The organism is Hamadaea sp., from assembly GCF_013362815.1.
Classification (GTDB): Bacteria; Actinomycetota; Actinomycetes; order Mycobacteriales; family Micromonosporaceae; genus Hamadaea.
Genome location: NZ_JABFVK010000018.1, coordinates 47,837 through 65,523, shown reverse-complemented (window position 1 = coordinate 65,523; position 17,687 = coordinate 47,837). Strand labels below are relative to the sequence as shown.

Genomic DNA, 17,687 nt, shown 5'->3' with positions numbered 1-17,687 from the left:
AGGGGTCTTGATGCGAACGCAGTCTAGAGCGACCCGAGTGACAGGAGTCAACCCGTTTGGTCACGGGGTCATAACACCCTGGTGGCGGCGGCCTGGCCGTCCGGGGGATCGGCAGGACCGCCGATCGCGTGACGCAGACAACACCGCTGGACCTCGCCGCACCTTGTGGCCAAGCCGTTACCGTAAACCTGAAGCGAATTACCAAGGACTTTGACTATCACCAAGCGTGCGAGGGACCACCATGTCGGACGTAAAGCTTGAGCACCCGGGCGGGCAGATCCTCCTCCCGGTACACGAGGCCGTCGAGGGACCGGCGGGCGCGGACGTCAGCAAGTTGCTCAGCCAGACCGGCTATGTGACCTACGACCCCGGCTTCGTGAACACCGCCACGTGCTCGTCGAAGATCACCTACATCGACGGGGACGCGGGCATCCTGCGGTACCGCGGCTACCCCATCGAGCAGCTCGCGGAGAAGTCCTCCTTCCTGGAGGTCTCCTACCTGCTCATCTACGGCGAGCTGCCCACCGCGGCCCAGCTCACCGAGTTCACCGACAAGATCCGCCTGCACACCCTGCTCCACGAGGACCTGCGGCGCTTCTTCGACGGCTTCCCCCGCGACGCGCACCCGATGCCGGTGCTCTCCTCCGCCGTCACCGCGCTGTCGACGTTCTACCAGGACAGCCTCGACCCGTTCGACCAGGAGCACGTCGAGATCTCCACCATCCGGCTGCTCGCCAAGGTGCCGACGATCGCGTCGTACGCGTACAAGAAGTCGATCGGGCAGCCCCTGCTCTACCCGGACAACACCCTCGGCTACGTCGAAAACTTCCTGCGCATGACCTTCGGGGTGCCGGCGGCGGCGTACGACGTCGACCCGGTCCTCGCGCGTACCCTCGACATGCTGTTGATCCTGCACGCCGATCACGAGCAGAACTGCTCCACCTCGACGGTGCGCCTCGCGGGTTCGGCCCAGGCCAACCTGTTCACCTCGATCTCAGCCGGCGTGAACGCGCTGTCCGGGCCGCTGCACGGCGGCGCGAACGAGGCTGTCCTCGAGATGCTGGGCGACATCCAGGCCGACGGCGGCGACGTCGAGGCGTTCGTGCGCCGGGTCAAGAACAAGGAGGACGGCGTCCGCCTGATGGGCTTCGGCCACCGGGTCTACAAGAACTACGACCCGCGCGCCGCCATCGTGAAGAAGGCCGCCCGCGACGTCCTGGCCCGTCTGCACAAGCCGGACCCGCTGCTGGACATCGCCATGCGGCTGGAGGAGATCGCGCTCGCCGACGACTATTTCGTCTCGCGCAAGCTCTACCCGAACGTCGACTTCTACACGGGCTTGATCTACAAGGCGATGGGCTTCCCGCCCAAGATGTTCACGGTCTTGTTCGCGCTCGGCCGCATGCCCGGCTGGATCGCCCAGTGGCGCGAGATGATCAACGACCCCGAGACGAAGATCGGCCGTCCGCGGCAGCTCTACGTCGGTCACCCCTCGCGCGACTATCCGCCCGTCGAAGGACGATAAACGTTTCATTTCGGACGTCCGCGGTGGTCCGGACCGTCCCTCCAGCCGGGGAGGGCTTGCCCGAGCCGCCAGGAGTGCAGTCAGTCGCCGTCATGTCCGCGCGTCCCGACCCCCCGGTACGCTGGGGGGTCGGGTAACGAAGGAGTCCGCGGGTGTCCAGGAGCTATCAGGTCGTCACGTACGGCTGCCAGATGAACATGCACGACTCGGAGCGGATTTCGGGGCTCCTGGATGCCGCTGGTTACGTCAAGGCAGCTTCCGGCGATGACGCTGATGTCGTGGTGTTCAACACTTGTGCGGTACGCGAGAACGCCGACAACCGGCTCTACGGCAACCTCGGTCACCTACGCCCGCAGAAGGTGAAGAACCCGGGCATGCAGATCGCCGTCGGCGGTTGCCTGGCGCAGAAGGACCAGGGCGAGATCGTCAAGAAGGCTCCCTGGGTCGACGTCGTCTTCGGTACGCACAACATCGGCTCGCTGCCGGTGCTGCTGGAACGGGCCCGGCACAACGAGGAGGCCGAGGTCGAGATCCTCGAGTCCCTCGAAGTCTTCCCGTCGACCCTGCCGACCCGGCGCGAATCCACCTACGCCGGGTGGGTCTCCATCTCGGTGGGCTGCAACAACACCTGCACGTTCTGCATCGTCCCGAGCCTGCGGGGCAAGGAGAAGGACCGCCGCCCCGGCGACGTGCTCGCCGAAGTTCAGGCGCTCGTCGACTCCGGTGTCCTCGAAGTGACCCTGCTCGGCCAGAACGTCAACACGTACGGCGTGGAGTTCGGGGACCGCCTCGCATTCGGCAAGCTGCTGCGGGCCACCGGGACGATCGAGGGGCTGGAGCGCGTACGGTTCACCAGCCCGCATCCGGCCGCGTTCACCGACGACGTCATCGCCGCCATGGCGGAGACTCCGAACGTCTGCCACCAGCTGCACATGCCGCTGCAGTCCGGGTCGGACCGGGTACTGAAGGCGATGAAGCGCAGCTACCGGTCGGAGCGCTACCTCGGCATCCTCGACAAGGTACGCGAGGCGATGCCGGACGCAGCGATCACGACCGACATCATCGTGGGCTTCCCCGGCGAGACCGAGGAGGACTTCCAGGCCACCCTCGACGTCGTCCGGCAGGCTCGATTCGCGTCGGCCTTCACCTTCCAGTACTCGATCCGCCCCGGTACGCCCGCCGCGACCATGCCGGATCAGTTGCCGAAGCAGGTCGTGCAGGAGCGTTACCAGCGTCTCGCGGAAGCGGTCGAAGAAGTCACCTGGGACGAGAACAAGAAACTCATCGGGACGCGCCCCGAGGTGCTCGTGGCCGTGGGGGAGGGCCGAAAGGACGCCGCCACCGGCCGGATGTCCGGGCGAGCCCGAGACGGCCGCCTGGTCCACTTCGCCGTCACGCCGGCGGAGGCGGCGACGATCCGCCCCGGTGACGTCATCACCACCGAGCTCACGTACGCCGCCCCGCACCACCTCAACGCGGACGGCGCAGTGCTCAGCCATCGGCGTACGCGAGCCGGCGACGCCTTCGAAGCCGGCCGAGTCGCCCGTACGCCCGGCGTGCTGCTGGGTCTGCCGACCGTCGGCGCCCCGAAGCAGACCGAACCGGCCGCCGACGCCTGCGCCTGCTGACCGCCCCCGTCCCGCGCGCTGCCCGCCCGTCACGTTCATGGCGGAGATCAACGGAGAAAATGTGGGGCTATGGCACCGCGAATCTTCCGCTGATCATGGCCGCCCACGATCATGGTCAATTCTGCGTCGCTATCACCGCCCAGAATTGACCATGATCATGAAACTCGGACAATTCGCCAACGAACAAAGCCCACGCCCCACCCTCTTCGGTGCGATATCGGACAGCGCCCACCCGAAACCGCAGCCTTCACCCCAGGCGACGACGCAGGCTCTAGGCCGCCCATCCGGACCCTGGGTTCATGATCAACGCGAAGAAGTGGGCAACGCGGAACGGCCGCCCCCGTGCGGGAGGCGGCCGTTGTCGTGAAAGGGATCAGGCCTGCTCGGCCAGCGCCAGGAACGCCTTCTTGGAGTCGAGGGCGGCCTGGGCCTCCTTGATCCGCTTGGCGTCACCGGCCGCCTGCGCCTTGGCCAGCTTCTGCTCGGCCTCGGCGACCTGCTTGCGCATCTGGTCGAGCATCGGGTTGGCCGACGGCTCGACCCGGCGCCAGGCCGAGTCCATCGCCGAGCGCACCTTGTCCTCGACCGCCCGCAGCCGGCGCTCCAGCCCGGCGGCGGCCTCGCGGCTGACCCGGCCGGAGTCGTGCCACTGGCCCTGGATGTCCCGCAGCGCCGCCTGGGCGGCCTTCGGGTCGGCGTCCACGTCCAGCGCCTCGGCCTGGGTCAGCAGCTCCTGGCGCTTGCCCAGGGCGGCCTTCTGCTCGGCGTCGCGCGCGGAGAAGACCTCGCTGCGACGGGTGAAGAAGGCGTCCTGCGCGGCGCGGAACCTCTCCCAGAGCTTCTGCTCGGCTTCCTTGGCGGCGCGGGGAGCGGCCTTCCACTCGTTCATGAGTTCCTTGAGCCGGGCTGCGGTCGCGTTCCACTCGGTGGAGTCAGACAGCTTCTCCGCCTCGGCGACGAGCTCTTCCTTGCCACCCTGCGCCTGCTTGCGCTGGGCGTCGAGGCTGGCGAAGTGGGCGCCCCGGCGGCGGGTGAAGCCGTCGCGGGCGGCCGCGAACCGCTTCCACAGCTCGCCGTCGGTCTTCTTGTCGATCCCGCGGATGGTCTTCCACTCATCGAGGATCTCCTTGAGCCGGTCGCCTGCCGCCTTCCAGCCGGTCGCCTCGGCGGCCAGCTTCTCGGCCTCCTCGACCAGTGCGGTCTTGCGGGCGACCGCTTCGACGCGGGCGGCGTCCCGGGCGGCCTTGGCCTCGCCGGCCTTCTCCTCCGACTTGGCGGCCAGCCGCTCCAGACGGGCGGTGAGCGTGGGGATGTCGCCGACGACGTGCGCCTCGGGCATCCCGGCCAGCAGCTTCCGGACCGCCGTCAGGGTGTGACCGGGATCGGCCGAGCCGTTGCCCAGCCGGGTCTCCAGCAGCTCCACCTCGGTGAGCAGGTCGGCGTAGCGCCGCGCGAAGTGGGCCAGGCCCTCCTCCGGCGTGCCTGCCTGCCAGGATCCGACGACTCGTTCTCCTTCGCCGGTCCGCACATAGACCGTGCCGTCCTCGTCGATCCGGCCGAAGGTCGTCCAGTCGCTCATTGTGCCCATCCTCAGTCTTCCCGGCCGGTCCGGTCCTCCGGAGCCGCCCGCCAGCGCGCGTAGAAAGTTGCTCCCGCATTGTCACAGGTCTTACCCGGTGTGCGTCCACCGCCTGCGGCCGACCGTGACCATACGGTGTCCTTGATGATTCTGACAGCCTCTCACCCGCGGGTCGCGGGGCACGAAAAGGTTACGGTTGTCCGATGCGGGTGATCGCCATCGTGGGTCCGACAGCGGCCGGAAAGTCGGCTTTGTCGATCGAGCTCGCGCACCTCCTGGACGCCGAGGTGATCAACTGCGACTCGATGCAGTTCTACCGCGGCATGGACATCGGAACCGCCAAACTGTCCCCGGCCGAGCGGGAAGGCGTACCGCATCATCTGCTGGACATCTGGCCGGTCACCGAGACGGCCAGCGTGGCGGTCTTCCAGGATCTCGCACGCGACGCGATAGCGCAGGTCGCGGCACGTGGGCGTACCCCCATGCTCGTCGGCGGCACGGGCCTGTATCTGCGCGCGGTGCTGGAGGAGTTCGAGTTTCCGGGCACGGACCCGGACGTGCGCGCGCGGCTGGAGGCCGAACTCGCGGCCGTGGGGCCGCTCCCGCTGCATCGCCGGCTGGCCGATCGCGACCCGGCCGCCGCGGCCAAGATCCTGCCGAGCAACGGCCGGCGCATCGTTCGCGCGCTGGAGGTGATCGAGATCACCGGGCGTCCGTTCACGGCCGCGCTGCCCGATCCGACCCCGCGCTACGCGAGTCTCCAACTCGCCGTCGATCGTGCCGATCTAGATCAACGAACGGAGCAACGAGTACGCGCAATGTGGCAGAACGGGCTCGTCGACGAGGTGCGGGGGCTGATCCCCCAGGGTCTGCGCGACGGCAAGACGGCCTCACGGGCGCTGGGCTACCAGCAGGTGCTCGCCTACCTCGACGGGCTGTGCACGGAGGAGGAGGCGTTCCAGGCGACCGTCACGGGCACCCGGCGCTTCGTCCGGCGGCAGCGGTCCTGGTTCCGGCGGGACCCCGCGATCGTCTGGCTCGACGGCGCGCGGGAGGATCTGGTGGAACAGGCGCTTTCCGTGATCAAGGAGGACGCGCAGTGAGGCTGGCTTTCGCCAAGGGCCACGGCACCGGCAACGACTTCGTCATCGTCGATGGCGACGCCCCGTTGACCCCGGAACTGGTCGCGGCGTTGTGCGACCGGCACTTCGGCGTCGGGGCGGACGGCGTACTGCGGGCGCTGCCGAGCACGACGCCGGAGGCCGCCTGGTTCATGGACTACTGGAACTCCGACGGCTCGCTCTCGGAGATGTGCGGCAACGGCGTACGCGTCTTCGCCCGGCACCTCGTCGAGACCGGTCGCGCCGCCGGGGACGGGCCGATCCCCATCGCGACCCGGGCCGGTCTGCGTACTGCGCTGCCGGACGGTCCGGGCTTCCGGGTCGACATGGGCGCACCGGTCCTCCTGGGCACGTCGTGGGCGCAGATCGGCGATCACAAGTTCGACGGGATCGGCGTCTCGATGGGCAACCCCCACCTCGTCTGCCCGGTGCCCAACGTCGAACCGTTGCGGCTGTGGGAATCGCCCGCCTTCGACAGCGACTTCTACCCCGAGGGCGTCAACGTCGAGTTCTACGAAATCTTGGCCGACGACCATCTGCGTATGCGGGTCTACGAGCGGGGCAGCGGAGAGACTCTCTCGTGCGGCACCGGGACTTGTGCGGTCGCTTTCGCGTACCTGCACTCGCAGGGCCGGGCGACTGGCACGGTGACGGTGGACGTCCCTGGTGGGCGACTTGTCGTCGACGTCGACGAGGCGACCAGCCGGCTCGCCGGGCCCGCTGTCATCGTCGGTCACGGCTTCGTCGACACTTCCGCGCTTCGCTTCTAGCTCCTTCGAGGGCTTCGCGTTGTCGCGGGGCGCGCCGGGTTGTGCGGCTTCGCGTTGTCGCGGGGCGCGCCGGGTTGTGCGGCTTCGCGTTGTCGCGGGGCGCGCCGGGTTGTGCGGCTTCGCGTTATCCGGCATAACGCGGCTATCCGCGGCCGAATAAGCGCGTTATCCCGGGATACGGCGCCGCCGCAGCGCGGGAATGCGCAGTCCCGGGATACTGCGCCGCCGCAGCGCGGGAATGCGCAGTCCCGGGATACTGCGACGCCGAAGCCGGGCTGTGCAGCGGTGCGGTCAGGCGACCGGCTCCGGAGGAGCCGAGGCCGCCCGGCATACGGCGGTGACGGCAGCGGCCACGGCCGGGGCGACCTTCGGGTCGAAGACGCTCGGCACGATGTAGCTCGCGTTGACCTTCTCCTCGCCTACGACGTCGGCGATCGCCTGGGCGGCGGCCAGCGCCATGTCCTCGGTGTACGCGGAGGCCTGGGCGTCGAGCATGCCCCGGAAGATGCCGGGGAAGGCGAGCACGTTGTTGATCTGGTTGGGCTGGTCCGAGCGGCCGGTCGCCACGACGGCGGCGTACTTGCGGGCTTCTCGCGGGTCGACCTCGGGATCGGGGTTGGCCAGCGCGAAGACGATCGCCTTGTCCGCCATCTGCGCGATGTCCTCGCCGGTCAGCAGGTTCGGTGCGCTCACGCCGATGAAGACGTCGGCGCCCTTGACGGCACCGGGCAGATCCCCGGAATAGTTGGCCTGGTTGGTGTGCTCCACCAGCCACTGGTGGGTCGGGTTCAAGCCGGTCATCCCGCGGTGCAGCGCCCCGGCCCGGTCGTATGCGATCACGTCACCGACGCCCTGCTTCAGCAGCAGCTTCATGATGGCGGTGCCGGCCGCCCCCGCGCCGGAGACGACGACGCGTACGTCCTCGATCTGCTTGCCGACGACCCGGAGGGCATTGGTCAGCGCGGCCAGTACGCAGATCGCCGTCCCGTGCTGATCGTCGTGGAAGACGGGGATGTCGAGCAGATCACGCAGCCGGGCTTCGATCTCGAAGCAGCGCGGGGCGGCGATGTCCTCCAGGTTGATCCCGCCGTACGCCGGGGCGATGGCCCGCACGATGCGGACGATCTCGTCGGTGTCCTGGGTGTCGAGGACGATGGGCCAGGCGTCCACATTGGCGAACCGCTTGAACAGGGCCGCCTTGCCTTCCATGACGGGCAGCGACGCGGCCGGTCCGATGTTGCCGAGCCCGAGGACGGCCGAGCCGTCGCTGACCACAGCGACGGTGTTGCGCTTGATGGTGAGGCGCCGGGCGTCGGCCGGGTTCTCCGCGATCGCCATGCAGACGCGCGCCACCCCCGGGGTGTACGCCCGCGACAGCTCGTCCCGGTTCCGCAGCGTGACCTTGGGACTGACCTCGATCTTGCCGCCGAGGTGAAGCAGGAAGGTCCGGTCGGAGACTTTGCGTACCTCGACACCGTCGAGCGCCTCGAGCGCGCTCACCACCTGATCGGCGTGGACGGTGTCAGCGGTGTCACACGTCAGGTCGGCCACTACGCGTACGTGGTCGGAGTCGACGACATCCAGCGCCGTGACGATGGCCCCCGCCTCGCCGACTGCGGTGGTGAGACGGCCGATCGCCGACGAGTCTGCGGTCACCGCCACCCGGATGGTGATCGAGAATCCGGCACTCGGCAGGCGCATTGTCGACACTTTCGTCCCTTTCATCACACTCCAGCGTGGCCCAGCCATTCTCTCACCGTCGTACGCCCACCAGCGAACCGCTGCCTTCGCATGTGACCTACGGACACGGGCAAATGGGGATGCGCGGGAGGGTCCCGGCGTGCCACGCTTGAGTGCGAGGAGGACAAGTTTTGACGAACTATCATGCTGAACCGCTTGTCGAGACCGGTGACGCCGAGACGCTGGGCGATCTTGAACTCGCGGAGAGGCACGCGCTGCGACGCGTCGCAGGTCTGTCCACCGAGCTCACCGATATCACCGAAGTTGAATACCGTCAGCTGCGACTGGAACGAGTAGTCCTGGTCGGGGTCTGGACCGCCGGCACCGTGATCGACGCCGAGAACTCCCTGACCGAGCTGGCCGCCCTGGCTGAGACCGCGGGTTCGCAGGTCTTGGAGGGCTTGATCCAGCGGCGCAGTCAGCCCGACCCCGCGACCTTCATCGGCCGCGGCAAGGTGGACGAGGTCCGCTCGGTCGTCGAGCAGACCGGCGCCGACACCGTCATCTGCGACGGCGAGCTGTCGCCGAGCCAGTTGCGCGCCCTGGAGCAGCAGATCAAGGTCAAGGTCATCGACCGGACCGCGCTCATCCTGGACATCTTCGCCCAGCACGCGAAGAGCAAGGAGGGCAAGGCCCAGGTCGAGCTGGCTCAGTTGCAGTACCTGCTGCCCCGGCTCCGTGGTTGGGGTGAGGCGTTGTCCCGTCAGACCGGTGGATCCGGTCGCGGTGGCGGCGCGGGCGGCGGCGTCGGCCTGCGCGGTCCCGGTGAGACGAAGCTCGAGACCGACCGTCGGCGGATCAACCACCGCATCGCCAAGCTGCGGCGGGAACTGACGTCGATGCGTACCATCCGGGACACCAAACGTGCGACCCGGCGGCGGAACGCGGTGCCGGCGGTGGCGATCGCCGGTTACACCAACGCGGGCAAGTCCAGCCTGCTCAACCGGATCACCGGCGCGGGCGTGCTGGTCGAGGACGCGCTGTTCGCGACCTTGGACACCACGACGCGGCGGGCGACCAGCGCGGACGGGCGGATCTACACGCTGTCCGACACGGTCGGTTTCGTCCGGCACCTGCCGCACCACCTGGTCGAGGCGTTTCGCTCGACCTTGGAAGAGGTGGCCGACGCGGATCTGTTGGTGCACGTCGTCGACGGCGCACACCCGGACCCCGACGAGCAGGTGCGCGCGGTTCGCGAGGTGCTCGCCGAGGTGGGCGCGGACAAGCTGCCGGAGTTGCTGGTCGTGAACAAGGTCGACGCGGCTGACGAGGAGACGCTGCTGCGGTTGAAGCGCGAATGGCCCGGCGCGCTGTTCGTCTCCGCCCAGACGGGCGCGGGGATCGCGGAGCTCAAGGCTGCGATCGAGGCACGCCTGCCGCGTCCCGCGGTCGAGGTCGCCGTCCTGGTGCCCTACGACCGGGGCGATCTGGTCACCCGGCTCCATCTGCGCGGAGAAGTCCAGGAAACGGACCATCAGGAGGAAGGCACATTCTTGCGGGTACGCGTAGACGCGGAACTGGCTGCGGAGTTGGCCCCCTACCTGGTGACGGATAGTAAGAACACGAGCGCTGTCGCGTAACGACAGCACCGGATTCCCCACCGTCCCGGCCGAGCATGCGAGACTTGCCGAATGCGGCGTGTGACGTTCTCGGTCATGGCGGTGGGGGCCGCGCTTCTGCTCGGGTCCCCAGCGCTGGCGGCCGACCCCTCTCCCTCGGCGGCAGCAGCCGCCCCGGCCCAGGGAAAGAAGCTCTGCAAGCTCAGCGACGAGCGTGTCGGTGAGCTGTCGGGCATCGTGGCGACCAGCACGGGCTACTTGGCCGTCAACACCGCGGAGAACGTCGACAATCCGGTCGAGAGCCACCAGAAGATCTGGCAGCTCACCGCGAACTGCAAGATCTCGGGTAAGGGCATCGCCTTCGGCGGGAACGGCTCCAACTCGCCGAACGACATCGTCCGGGCCAAGGACGGCACGATGTGGATCGCCGACACCGGTAACGCCAAGGAGCGGCCGAGCGTCGCCCTGTGGAAGCTGCCGGCCGCCCTCACGACGCCGCAGATCTATCGGCTGACCTTCCCGGAAGGTGACAAGCACGAGGTCCAGGCGCTCCTGATCAACGGTGACGGCACGCCCATCCTCGTGACGCACGAGAACGATCGCACGGCGTTCCTCTACACGCCGAGCGCTGCGCTGGCGCCGGGAGCCGAGGGCGTACCGCTGAAGCAGGTCGGAAAGATCGACATCCTGACCACCGTCACGGACAACATGCTCGGTGGGGCCGGCCGCAAGGGGTTCACCGGGGGCGCCGTCGCACCCGACGGCAGCCGGGTCGTGCTGCGTACGCAAGCCGACGCGTACGAGTGGGACGTCAACGGAAACGACGTGCTCGCCGCGCTGAAGACCGAGCCGCGAGTGACCGGGCTGCCGCAGCCGGCCGAGCAGTACAGCGGCGCGATCACCTACTCCGACGACGGTACGCAGTTCATCACCGCTCCGCGTCTGGACAAGGCGACCGACAAGGAAACCGCGTCGCTGCTGAGCTACACGCCGACGACGAAGCGCTACGTCGCCCCGCCGACGGTGAAAGCGTCCGAAGGGGACTCGGCACTCATGAAATGGTTCAAAGACCTCTCGCTGGACCAGGTCTACATGCTGCTCGCCGGGGTGGGCTTCGCCGGCCTGATCCTCGTCGGCCTCGGCGTCTTCGGGATGATCAGCGGCAAGAAGAAGCGCCAGAAGGCGGCTGCCGCGGCGAAGAAGAAGGCCAAGCGAGAGCGGGAAGCGCTCGACGAATTCGGCGACGCCGACTTCCCCGGCCCGCATGACAATGCGCCCACCACGGTGCTCGCCCCCGTCCACGCGTACGACGACCGAGGCAGGGGCGGGTATCCGGACCAGGGGGCAGGGGTGTACGGGTCGCCGCAGCCGCGCCCGCAGCCGGGGTACGGACAGCAGCAGCAGCCGTATTACCCCCCGCAACCCAACCCGCGCCCTAACCAGGATCCCTGGGGGGATCAGAACCGGTATTGATACCGGGTTCGTTGGGTGTGGCTGACGGCCGTGTTTGCTTCAACGGCCCCATTCCGCCCCTGGCTGCGTTGCTCGACACCTCGTTGCCCCGAGGCAACGTCGGCGTCGTGCGCCTTGCCAGGAACGAAATGGCATCCGTTTCAGCCCCGCCAGCAATTCGGTATGCCAAAACCGCGCCCGCCGCTGCGTTGTTTTCCCTGCAGATCACGGTTACGCATGCTTCGGAGCCCCGATTTGGCATGCATAACCCTGATCTGCAGGAAAGGCAGCTCGCGTCAACCCGCGGACAGCGCCCAGCTACCTATTCAACCCTCGAAGGTACGTAAAACGGATCCCATTTTGTTCCTGGCAAGGCGCACGACGCCGACGTTGCCTCGGGGCAACGAGGTGTCGAGCAACGCAGCCAGGGACGAAATGGGATCCGTTTTACACCCGCCGCATGACGGCGACGACTTTACCCAGGATCGAGGCCTCGTCGCCGGGAATCGGCTCGTACGCGGGGTTGCGCGGCATCAGGAGCACATGCCCGTTCCGCTTGCGGTAGGTCTTCACCGTCGCCTCTCCTTCGATCATCGCGGCAACGATGTCTCCGGAGTCGGCGGTGGGCTGCTGGCGTACAGCGACCCAGTCGCCGTCGCAGATGGCCGCCTCGATCATCGAGTCGCCCTTGACCTGGAGCAGGAAGAGAGTGCCCTCGCCGACGAGTTCGCGGGGGAGCGGGAAGACGTCCTCGACGGATTCCTCCGCGAGGATGGGGCCACCGGCGGCGATGCGTCCGACGACCGGCACGTACGCCGGGGTGGGCCGCAGCATGCCGAGCAGCTCCGGGTCGGTGTCGGCCGGCGGGCGGACGTCGACGGCGCGCGGGCGGTGCGGATCGCGGCGGAGGTAGCCCTTCCGCTCCAGCTCCTTGAGCTGGTAAGCGACGCTCGACGGGCTGACCAGGCCCACGGCGTCGCCGATCTCGCGGACGGTGGGCGGGTAGCCCTTCTGGTCCATCCAGGCACGAATGGTGTCCAGGATGCGCCGCTGACGGGCGGTGAGCTCGGGACCGCCTGGCAGGTCGAGCGTCGTGGCGGAGATCGAGGCCACGCTGCGCATCGCGGTCTTGGGCTTCTTCTCGGACGCCATCTGGCTGCCCTCCTGCTGAACTGATCCGGGGAAGCTGATCATCGGCGAAGGCCCGAGCGCCGCTGGCGGCGTTGTGTCCGGATTCGCTGAGATGACCGTATCGTGTTTCACCGACACCTTCAAACAGTTGTACGACGCGTGTCGGTCTCGACATCGTACGGTTGTTCTGGTACCCCTTTCAAGCCCTGCCTTTCGGGCGGATTCGCAGCGGGCAGTAACCACGAGGCGGCGCGGCGTGTTGAGATTCGCGACACGTGTCGGCGATGCCGTGTCGAACTTGCGCGAGGACCGTCTGAGGAATAAGTTCAACCCCAACATCTTGTGGTGACCGAGGCGCTCGACATCTATAGATAGCGTCGAGTGACCGGCCACGGTGATCTGCGTCATCTCATCGGCGTCGGCCTTTCGGGGACGGCCCGTGATCAGCCATGTCCGCCGGACGTGGTACCCGGCCGGGTGGGAGGAGGGGGACCTGATGCGCTGCCCGTACTGCCGGCACGCCGATTCCCGAGTGGTCGATTCCCGTGAGGCCGAAGACGGACAGATCATCCGGCGGCGACGTCACTGCCCAGAGTGCGGCAAACGGTTCACGACGGTCGAAGAGGCCGTTCTCGCCGTGGTGAAGCGAAGCGGTGTGACCGAGCCGTTCAGCCGGTCCAAGATCGTCAGCGGCGTACGCAAGGCCTGCCAGGGCCGGCCCGTCGACGAGGACAAGATCGCACTGCTCGCGCAGCGGGTCGAGGAGACCATCCGGGCCCGAGGGGCGGCCGAGATCCCCTCGCACGAGGTCGGGCTGGCCATTCTGCAGCCCCTCCGGGAGCTGGACGAGGTGGCGTACCTCCGGTTTGCGTCCGTCTATCGGGATTTCGAGTCCCTGGACGACTTCGAGCGTGAAATCGCCGCTCTGCGCACTCGTAACGGCAGTACGTCCGCCGTCTGAACGCCCTGCTGAAGGGCGCTGGATCACGAACTGAATTGTCACAGGCACGCGTTATACAGATGGTGAAAGCTGGAGGGGGCTCTCGATGGCGGGACGCACGCGAGCGGCGGGGATGAAGATCGACCGGGTCTGGACCACGGAAGGGGTCCATCCCTACGACGAGGTGGCGTGGGAGCGCCGCGACGTCGTCATGACCAACTGGCGGGACGGCTCGATCAACTTCGAGCAGCGGGGCGTCGAGTTTCCGGAGTTCTGGAGCGTCAACGCCACGAACATCGTCACCACCAAGTACTTCCGGGGCGCGGTGGGCACGCCCGAGCGCGAGTGGAGCCTGCGCCAGCTGATCGACCGCGTGGTGCAGACCTATCGCAAGGCCGGCGAGGAGTTCGGCTACTTCGCGAGCGACGGCGACGCCGAGCTGTTCGAGCACGAGCTCACCTGGATGCTGCTGCACCAGGTCTTCAGCTTCAACTCCCCGGTCTGGTTCAACGTCGGCACGCTGAGCCCGCAGCAGGTCAGCGCCTGCTTCATCCTGTCGGTCGACGACTCGGTCGACTCGATCATGGACTGGTACAAGGAGGAGGGGCTGATCTTCAAGGGCGGCTCCGGCTCCGGCATCAACCTGTCCCGCATCCGGGCCAGCAAGGAGCTGCTCTCCTCCGGCGGGACGGCGTCCGGCCCGGTCAGCTTCATGCGCGGCGCCGACGCGTCTGCGGGGACCATCAAGAGCGGCGGGGCGACCCGGCGCGCGGCGAAGATGGTCATCCTCGACGTCGATCACCCCGACGTCGAGGACTTCATCGCGACCAAGGCGCGCGAGGAGGACAAGATCCGGGCGCTGCGCGACGCCGGCTTCGACATGGACCTCGGCGGGCACGACATCATCAGCGTGCAGTACCAGAACGCCAACAACTCGGTGCGCGTCAACGACGAGTTCATGCACGCGGTCGACGAGGGCAAGTCGTTCGACCTGCTCGGCCGCCTCGACGGCCGGGTCGTCGACACCGTCGACGCCAAATCGCTGTTCCGCAAGATGGCCCAGGCCGCGTGGGAGTGCGCCGATCCCGGCATCCAGTACGACGGGACGATCAACGACTGGCACACCTGCTCGGAGACCGGCCGGATCACGGCGAGCAACCCGTGTTCGGAATACATGCACCTCGACGATACGTCGTGCAACCTGGCCTCGCTGAACCTGATGAAGTTCCTCGCCGACGACGGCTCGTTCGAGATCGAGAAGTTCGTCAAGTCGGTCGAGTTCGTCATCACCGCGATGGACATCTCGATCTGCTTCGCCGACTTCCCGACGAAGAAGATCACCGAGAACACCCGGGCCTACCGCCAGCTCGGCATCGGGTACGCCAACCTCGGCGCCCTCCTCATGGCCAGTGGCCTGCCGTACGACTCGGAGGGTGGCCGGGCGGTCGCCGCCGCGATCACCGCCTTGATGACGGGGACGGCGTACCGTCGGTCGGCCGAACTGGCCGGAGTCGTCGGCCCGTACGACGGCTACGCCCGCAACGCCACGCCCCACCAGCGCGTGATGCGTAAGCACGCCGCCGCTTGCGACGAGATCAAGCCGATCGGCGACGTCGCGAAGGCGATCACCAAGGAAGCCGCCAAGCAGTGGCAGCTCGGCAACAAGATCGGTGAGAAGCAGGGCTGGCGTAACTCGCAGGCGAGCGTGCTCGCCCCGACCGGCACCATCGGCTTCATGATGGACTGCGACACCACCGGGGTCGAGCCGGACCTGGCGCTGGTCAAGTTCAAGAAGCTGGTCGGCGGCGGGTCGATGCAGATCGTCAACCAGACCGTGCCGCGGGCGCTGCGTTCCCTGGGTTACCAGGAGGAGCAGGTCGAGGCGATCGTCGAGTACATCGCCCAGCACGGCCACGTGGTGGACGCGCCCGGGCTGAAGGCCGAGCACCTGTCGGTCTTCGACTGCGCCATGGGCGAGCGGGCCATCTCCCCGATGGGCCACGTGCTGATGATGGCGGCGATCCAGCCGTTCATCTCGGGCGCGATCAGCAAGACGGTGAACATGCCGGAGTCGGCGACCGTCGAGGACGTCGAGAAGATGTACTACGACGGCTGGAAACTTGGCCTCAAGGCGCTCGCGATCTACCGCGACAACTGCAAGGTCGGCCAGCCGCTGTCGGTCGGCAAGAAGGCCAAGGCCGAGGAGAAGGCGGAGGTCGTCTCGACGGCCCCGGCCGAGGTGGAGAAGGTCGTCGAGTACCGGCCGGTCCGCAAGCGGCTGCCGAAGAAGCGTCCGTCCCAGACGGTCTCGTTCACGGTCGGCGACGCCGAGGGTTACCTGACCGCGTCCTCCTACCCGGACGACGGCCTGGGCGAGGTCTTCCTGAAGATGTCGAAGCAGGGCTCCACCCTGGCGGGTGTGATGGACGCCTTCTCCGTGGCGATCTCGATCGGCCTGCAGTACGGCGTTCCGCTGGAGACCTACGTCGGCAAGTTCACCAACATGCGGTTCGAGCCGGCGGGGATGACCGACGACCCGGACATCCGGATCGCCAACTCGGTGATGGACTACATCTTCCGTCGCCTGGCGCTCGACTTCCTCCCGTACGACCGGCGGGCCGAGCTGGGCATTTTCACCGCCGCCGAGCGGACCGCCCAGCTGCGCGCCGAGGAGGAGGGCACGGAGTACGTGCCGCCGGCCGCGCCGGAGAAGCCGGTCATGCAGATCCAGGCGCCGGCTCCGGCCAAGGCGGTCGGTTCCTCGACCGAGCTGCTGGAAGCCGTACTGGGCAAGGCGGCCGACGCGCCGCTGTGCTTCACCTGCGGCACGAAGATGCGCCCGGCCGGTAGCTGCTACGTCTGCGAGGGCTGCGGCTCCACCAGCGGCTGCAGCTGATCATCGTCCCGCGGTACGAGAGGGGAGCCGTCGGCTCCCCTCTCGCCCTATAGGGTGATCGCCATGGGACGCACCATCATTTCGCCACCGGTCGCCTGACCGCGGTCGGCACCCATCTCCACCTGTTCCGGGCTGTGTGAAGCCCGGACGATGAGTCGTCGCCCGCAGACGCCAGTCATGGTTCGGACGACTTTCAGTGGAGAACTCGGAAATGAAGTCAGGCGTCTTCTTCGTCGCGACCGCAGCCGTTGCCTGGGGCATGGGCGGTGTCGTCGCGTCGGTCCTCTATCGGACCAGCGGCCTCGGGCCGTTGGCCGTGTCCTTCTGGCGCGCCGCGTTCGGCGTACTCGTGCTCGCTCTGGTCCAGCTGGTTCGGCGTCGGCCGATCGGGCCCCGGGCGGTGTTCCCGCGCGGCTGGGTCATGATCGTGATCGGCCTCGGTCTGGCCGTCTACCAATCCGCCTACTACTTGTCGATCGCTGAGGCCGGCGTCGCCGTCGGCACCGTGGCCACGCTGGGCGCATGCCCGATTCTGGTCGCGATCGGCGCGCGGCTCTTTCTCGGCGAGCCGCTCACCGGCCGCGCGGTCCTGGCCATCGGGGTCGCGATCGCGGGTCTGGTCATGATCGTGGGTGGTCCGGGCGAGGTCGGCCCACACCCGGTGCTCGGGGTGATCTGGGCGCTCGCCTCCGCCGCCGGCTACGCGCTGGTCACTCTGCTCACCCGGCGGTACGCCGACCACATCGGTTCGGATGACGTCGGCAAGACGCTGGCCTCGTTCGTGGTGGCGACGCTGTGCCTCTTGCCGTTGGCCGCAGCGGAGGGCCTGCTTCCGGGGTCGAACGGGCCCGCCGCGTTCGGGTGGCTGATCTTTCTCGGAATCGTGCCCACTGCGATGGCGTACACCATGTTCTTCAATGGTTTGAAGACCGTGCCCGCGACCACCGCGGCGATGCTGGTGCTGATCGAGCCGGTCAGCGCACTGGCGGTGGCAGTGGCGGCGCTGGGGGAGCGGCTCGGCCTGCCGGCCGTCGCCGGTACCGTGATGCTGCTGGCCGCCGTCGCGGCCATGAGCGTTCCGGTGCGGAAGGGGAGCCGTGAAGCCGTTGCCGTTGGCGCCGCGGGCCTTGACCGAGCCGCACCCGAGCCGGTTGGCGCCGGATCACCCGAGGCGAGCGGAGATCCTGCGCCGGCACGCTGAGGCGGTCGCGGACGGGCAGGCCGGCTACCTCGATCCCGAGACCGGCCTGTTCGTCCTCAGCGCCAGGTTCCTCGCGAACCGCGGCACCTGCTGCGAGCGAGGCTGCCGCCACTGCCCCTACGTCACCTGACCGGGCTTGGCTTTG

At 68.0% G+C, this 17,687-nt stretch carries 13 protein-coding genes; 10 read left to right on the top strand and 3 right to left on the bottom strand.

Translation table 11 applies throughout. The features are described from left to right. Positions 1–241 precede the first annotated feature (241 nt). Positions 242–1,525, top strand: coding sequence for a citrate synthase (locus HOV77_RS11160; RefSeq protein ID WP_290861061.1), 1,284 nt, complete (start codon positions 242–244; stop codon positions 1,523–1,525). Positions 1,526–1,677: 152 nt separating this feature from the next. Continuing rightward, positions 1,678–3,153, top strand: a complete 1,476-nt coding sequence (miaB, locus tag HOV77_RS11155; RefSeq protein ID WP_290861058.1) for a tRNA (N6-isopentenyl adenosine(37)-C2)-methylthiotransferase MiaB — start codon at positions 1,678–1,680, stop codon at positions 3,151–3,153. Between the two features lie 373 nt (positions 3,154–3,526). Here miaB and HOV77_RS11150 read toward each other — a convergent pair whose 3' ends face one another. Then, complete coding sequence (locus HOV77_RS11150) at positions 3,527–4,732, bottom strand: DUF349 domain-containing protein (protein WP_290861056.1); 1,206 nt, start codon at positions 4,730–4,732, stop codon at positions 3,527–3,529. A 203-nt stretch (positions 4,733–4,935) separates the two neighbouring features. Between HOV77_RS11150 and miaA the strand changes: the two genes are divergently transcribed. After that, a complete protein-coding gene (gene miaA, locus HOV77_RS11145; protein WP_290861054.1) occupies positions 4,936–5,835 on the top strand; it encodes a tRNA (adenosine(37)-N6)-dimethylallyltransferase MiaA in 900 nt (299 codons plus the stop codon). Positions 5,836–5,837: 2 nt separating this feature from the next. Beyond that, the gene (gene dapF, locus HOV77_RS11140) at positions 5,838–6,623 is read left to right on the top strand and encodes a diaminopimelate epimerase (RefSeq protein WP_290861163.1); all 786 of its coding nucleotides are present in this window, start codon (positions 5,838–5,840) and stop codon (positions 6,621–6,623) included. A 291-nt stretch (positions 6,624–6,914) separates the two neighbouring features. On the opposite strand, the gene HOV77_RS11135 is transcribed toward dapF, so the two are convergent. Next, a complete protein-coding gene (locus HOV77_RS11135; protein ID WP_290861052.1) occupies positions 6,915–8,372 on the bottom strand; it encodes an NAD-dependent malic enzyme in 1,458 nt (485 codons plus the stop codon). 122 nt (positions 8,373–8,494) lie between these two features. On the opposite strand from HOV77_RS11135, the gene hflX reads away from it, so the two are divergent. Then, positions 8,495–9,943, top strand: coding sequence for a GTPase HflX (gene hflX / locus HOV77_RS11130; RefSeq protein ID WP_290861050.1), 1,449 nt, complete (start codon positions 8,495–8,497; stop codon positions 9,941–9,943). 51 nt (positions 9,944–9,994) lie between these two features. Then, positions 9,995–11,395: a hypothetical protein gene (locus HOV77_RS11125; RefSeq protein ID WP_290861048.1), complete on the top strand. Its 1,401-nt coding sequence runs from the start codon at positions 9,995–9,997 to the stop codon at positions 11,393–11,395. 426 nt (positions 11,396–11,821) lie between these two features. Here the strand turns inward: HOV77_RS11125 and lexA are convergent, their stop codons facing one another. After that, positions 11,822–12,496 carry a transcriptional repressor LexA gene (gene lexA, locus HOV77_RS11120; protein ID WP_363260043.1) on the bottom strand — a complete coding sequence of 225 codons (675 nt, stop codon included), beginning with the start codon at positions 12,494–12,496 and terminating at the stop codon, positions 11,822–11,824. A gap of 505 nt (positions 12,497–13,001) precedes the next feature. Here lexA and nrdR point away from each other — a divergent pair. The 4 genes from nrdR to HOV77_RS11100 all read left to right on the top strand — a co-directional run bounded on the left by nrdR (position 13,002) and on the right by HOV77_RS11100 (position 17,672). Next, on the top strand, positions 13,002–13,466 hold the full coding sequence (nrdR, locus tag HOV77_RS11115; protein ID WP_290861161.1) for a transcriptional regulator NrdR: 465 nt from the start codon (positions 13,002–13,004) through the stop codon (positions 13,464–13,466). 85 nt (positions 13,467–13,551) lie between these two features. Further along, a complete protein-coding gene (locus HOV77_RS11110) occupies positions 13,552–16,341 on the top strand; it encodes a vitamin B12-dependent ribonucleotide reductase (protein WP_290861046.1) in 2,790 nt (929 codons plus the stop codon). A gap of 211 nt (positions 16,342–16,552) precedes the next feature. After that, complete coding sequence (locus HOV77_RS11105; RefSeq protein WP_290861044.1) at positions 16,553–17,542, top strand: DMT family transporter; 990 nt, start codon at positions 16,553–16,555, stop codon at positions 17,540–17,542. Beyond that, positions 17,439–17,672 (top strand): DUF5522 domain-containing protein, encoded by a 234-nt coding sequence (locus tag HOV77_RS11100; protein ID WP_290861042.1) that lies wholly within the window; start codon positions 17,439–17,441, stop codon positions 17,670–17,672. The genes HOV77_RS11105 and HOV77_RS11100 overlap by 104 nt, the downstream gene beginning before the upstream one ends. The last annotated feature ends 15 nt before the right edge of the window (positions 17,673–17,687 follow it).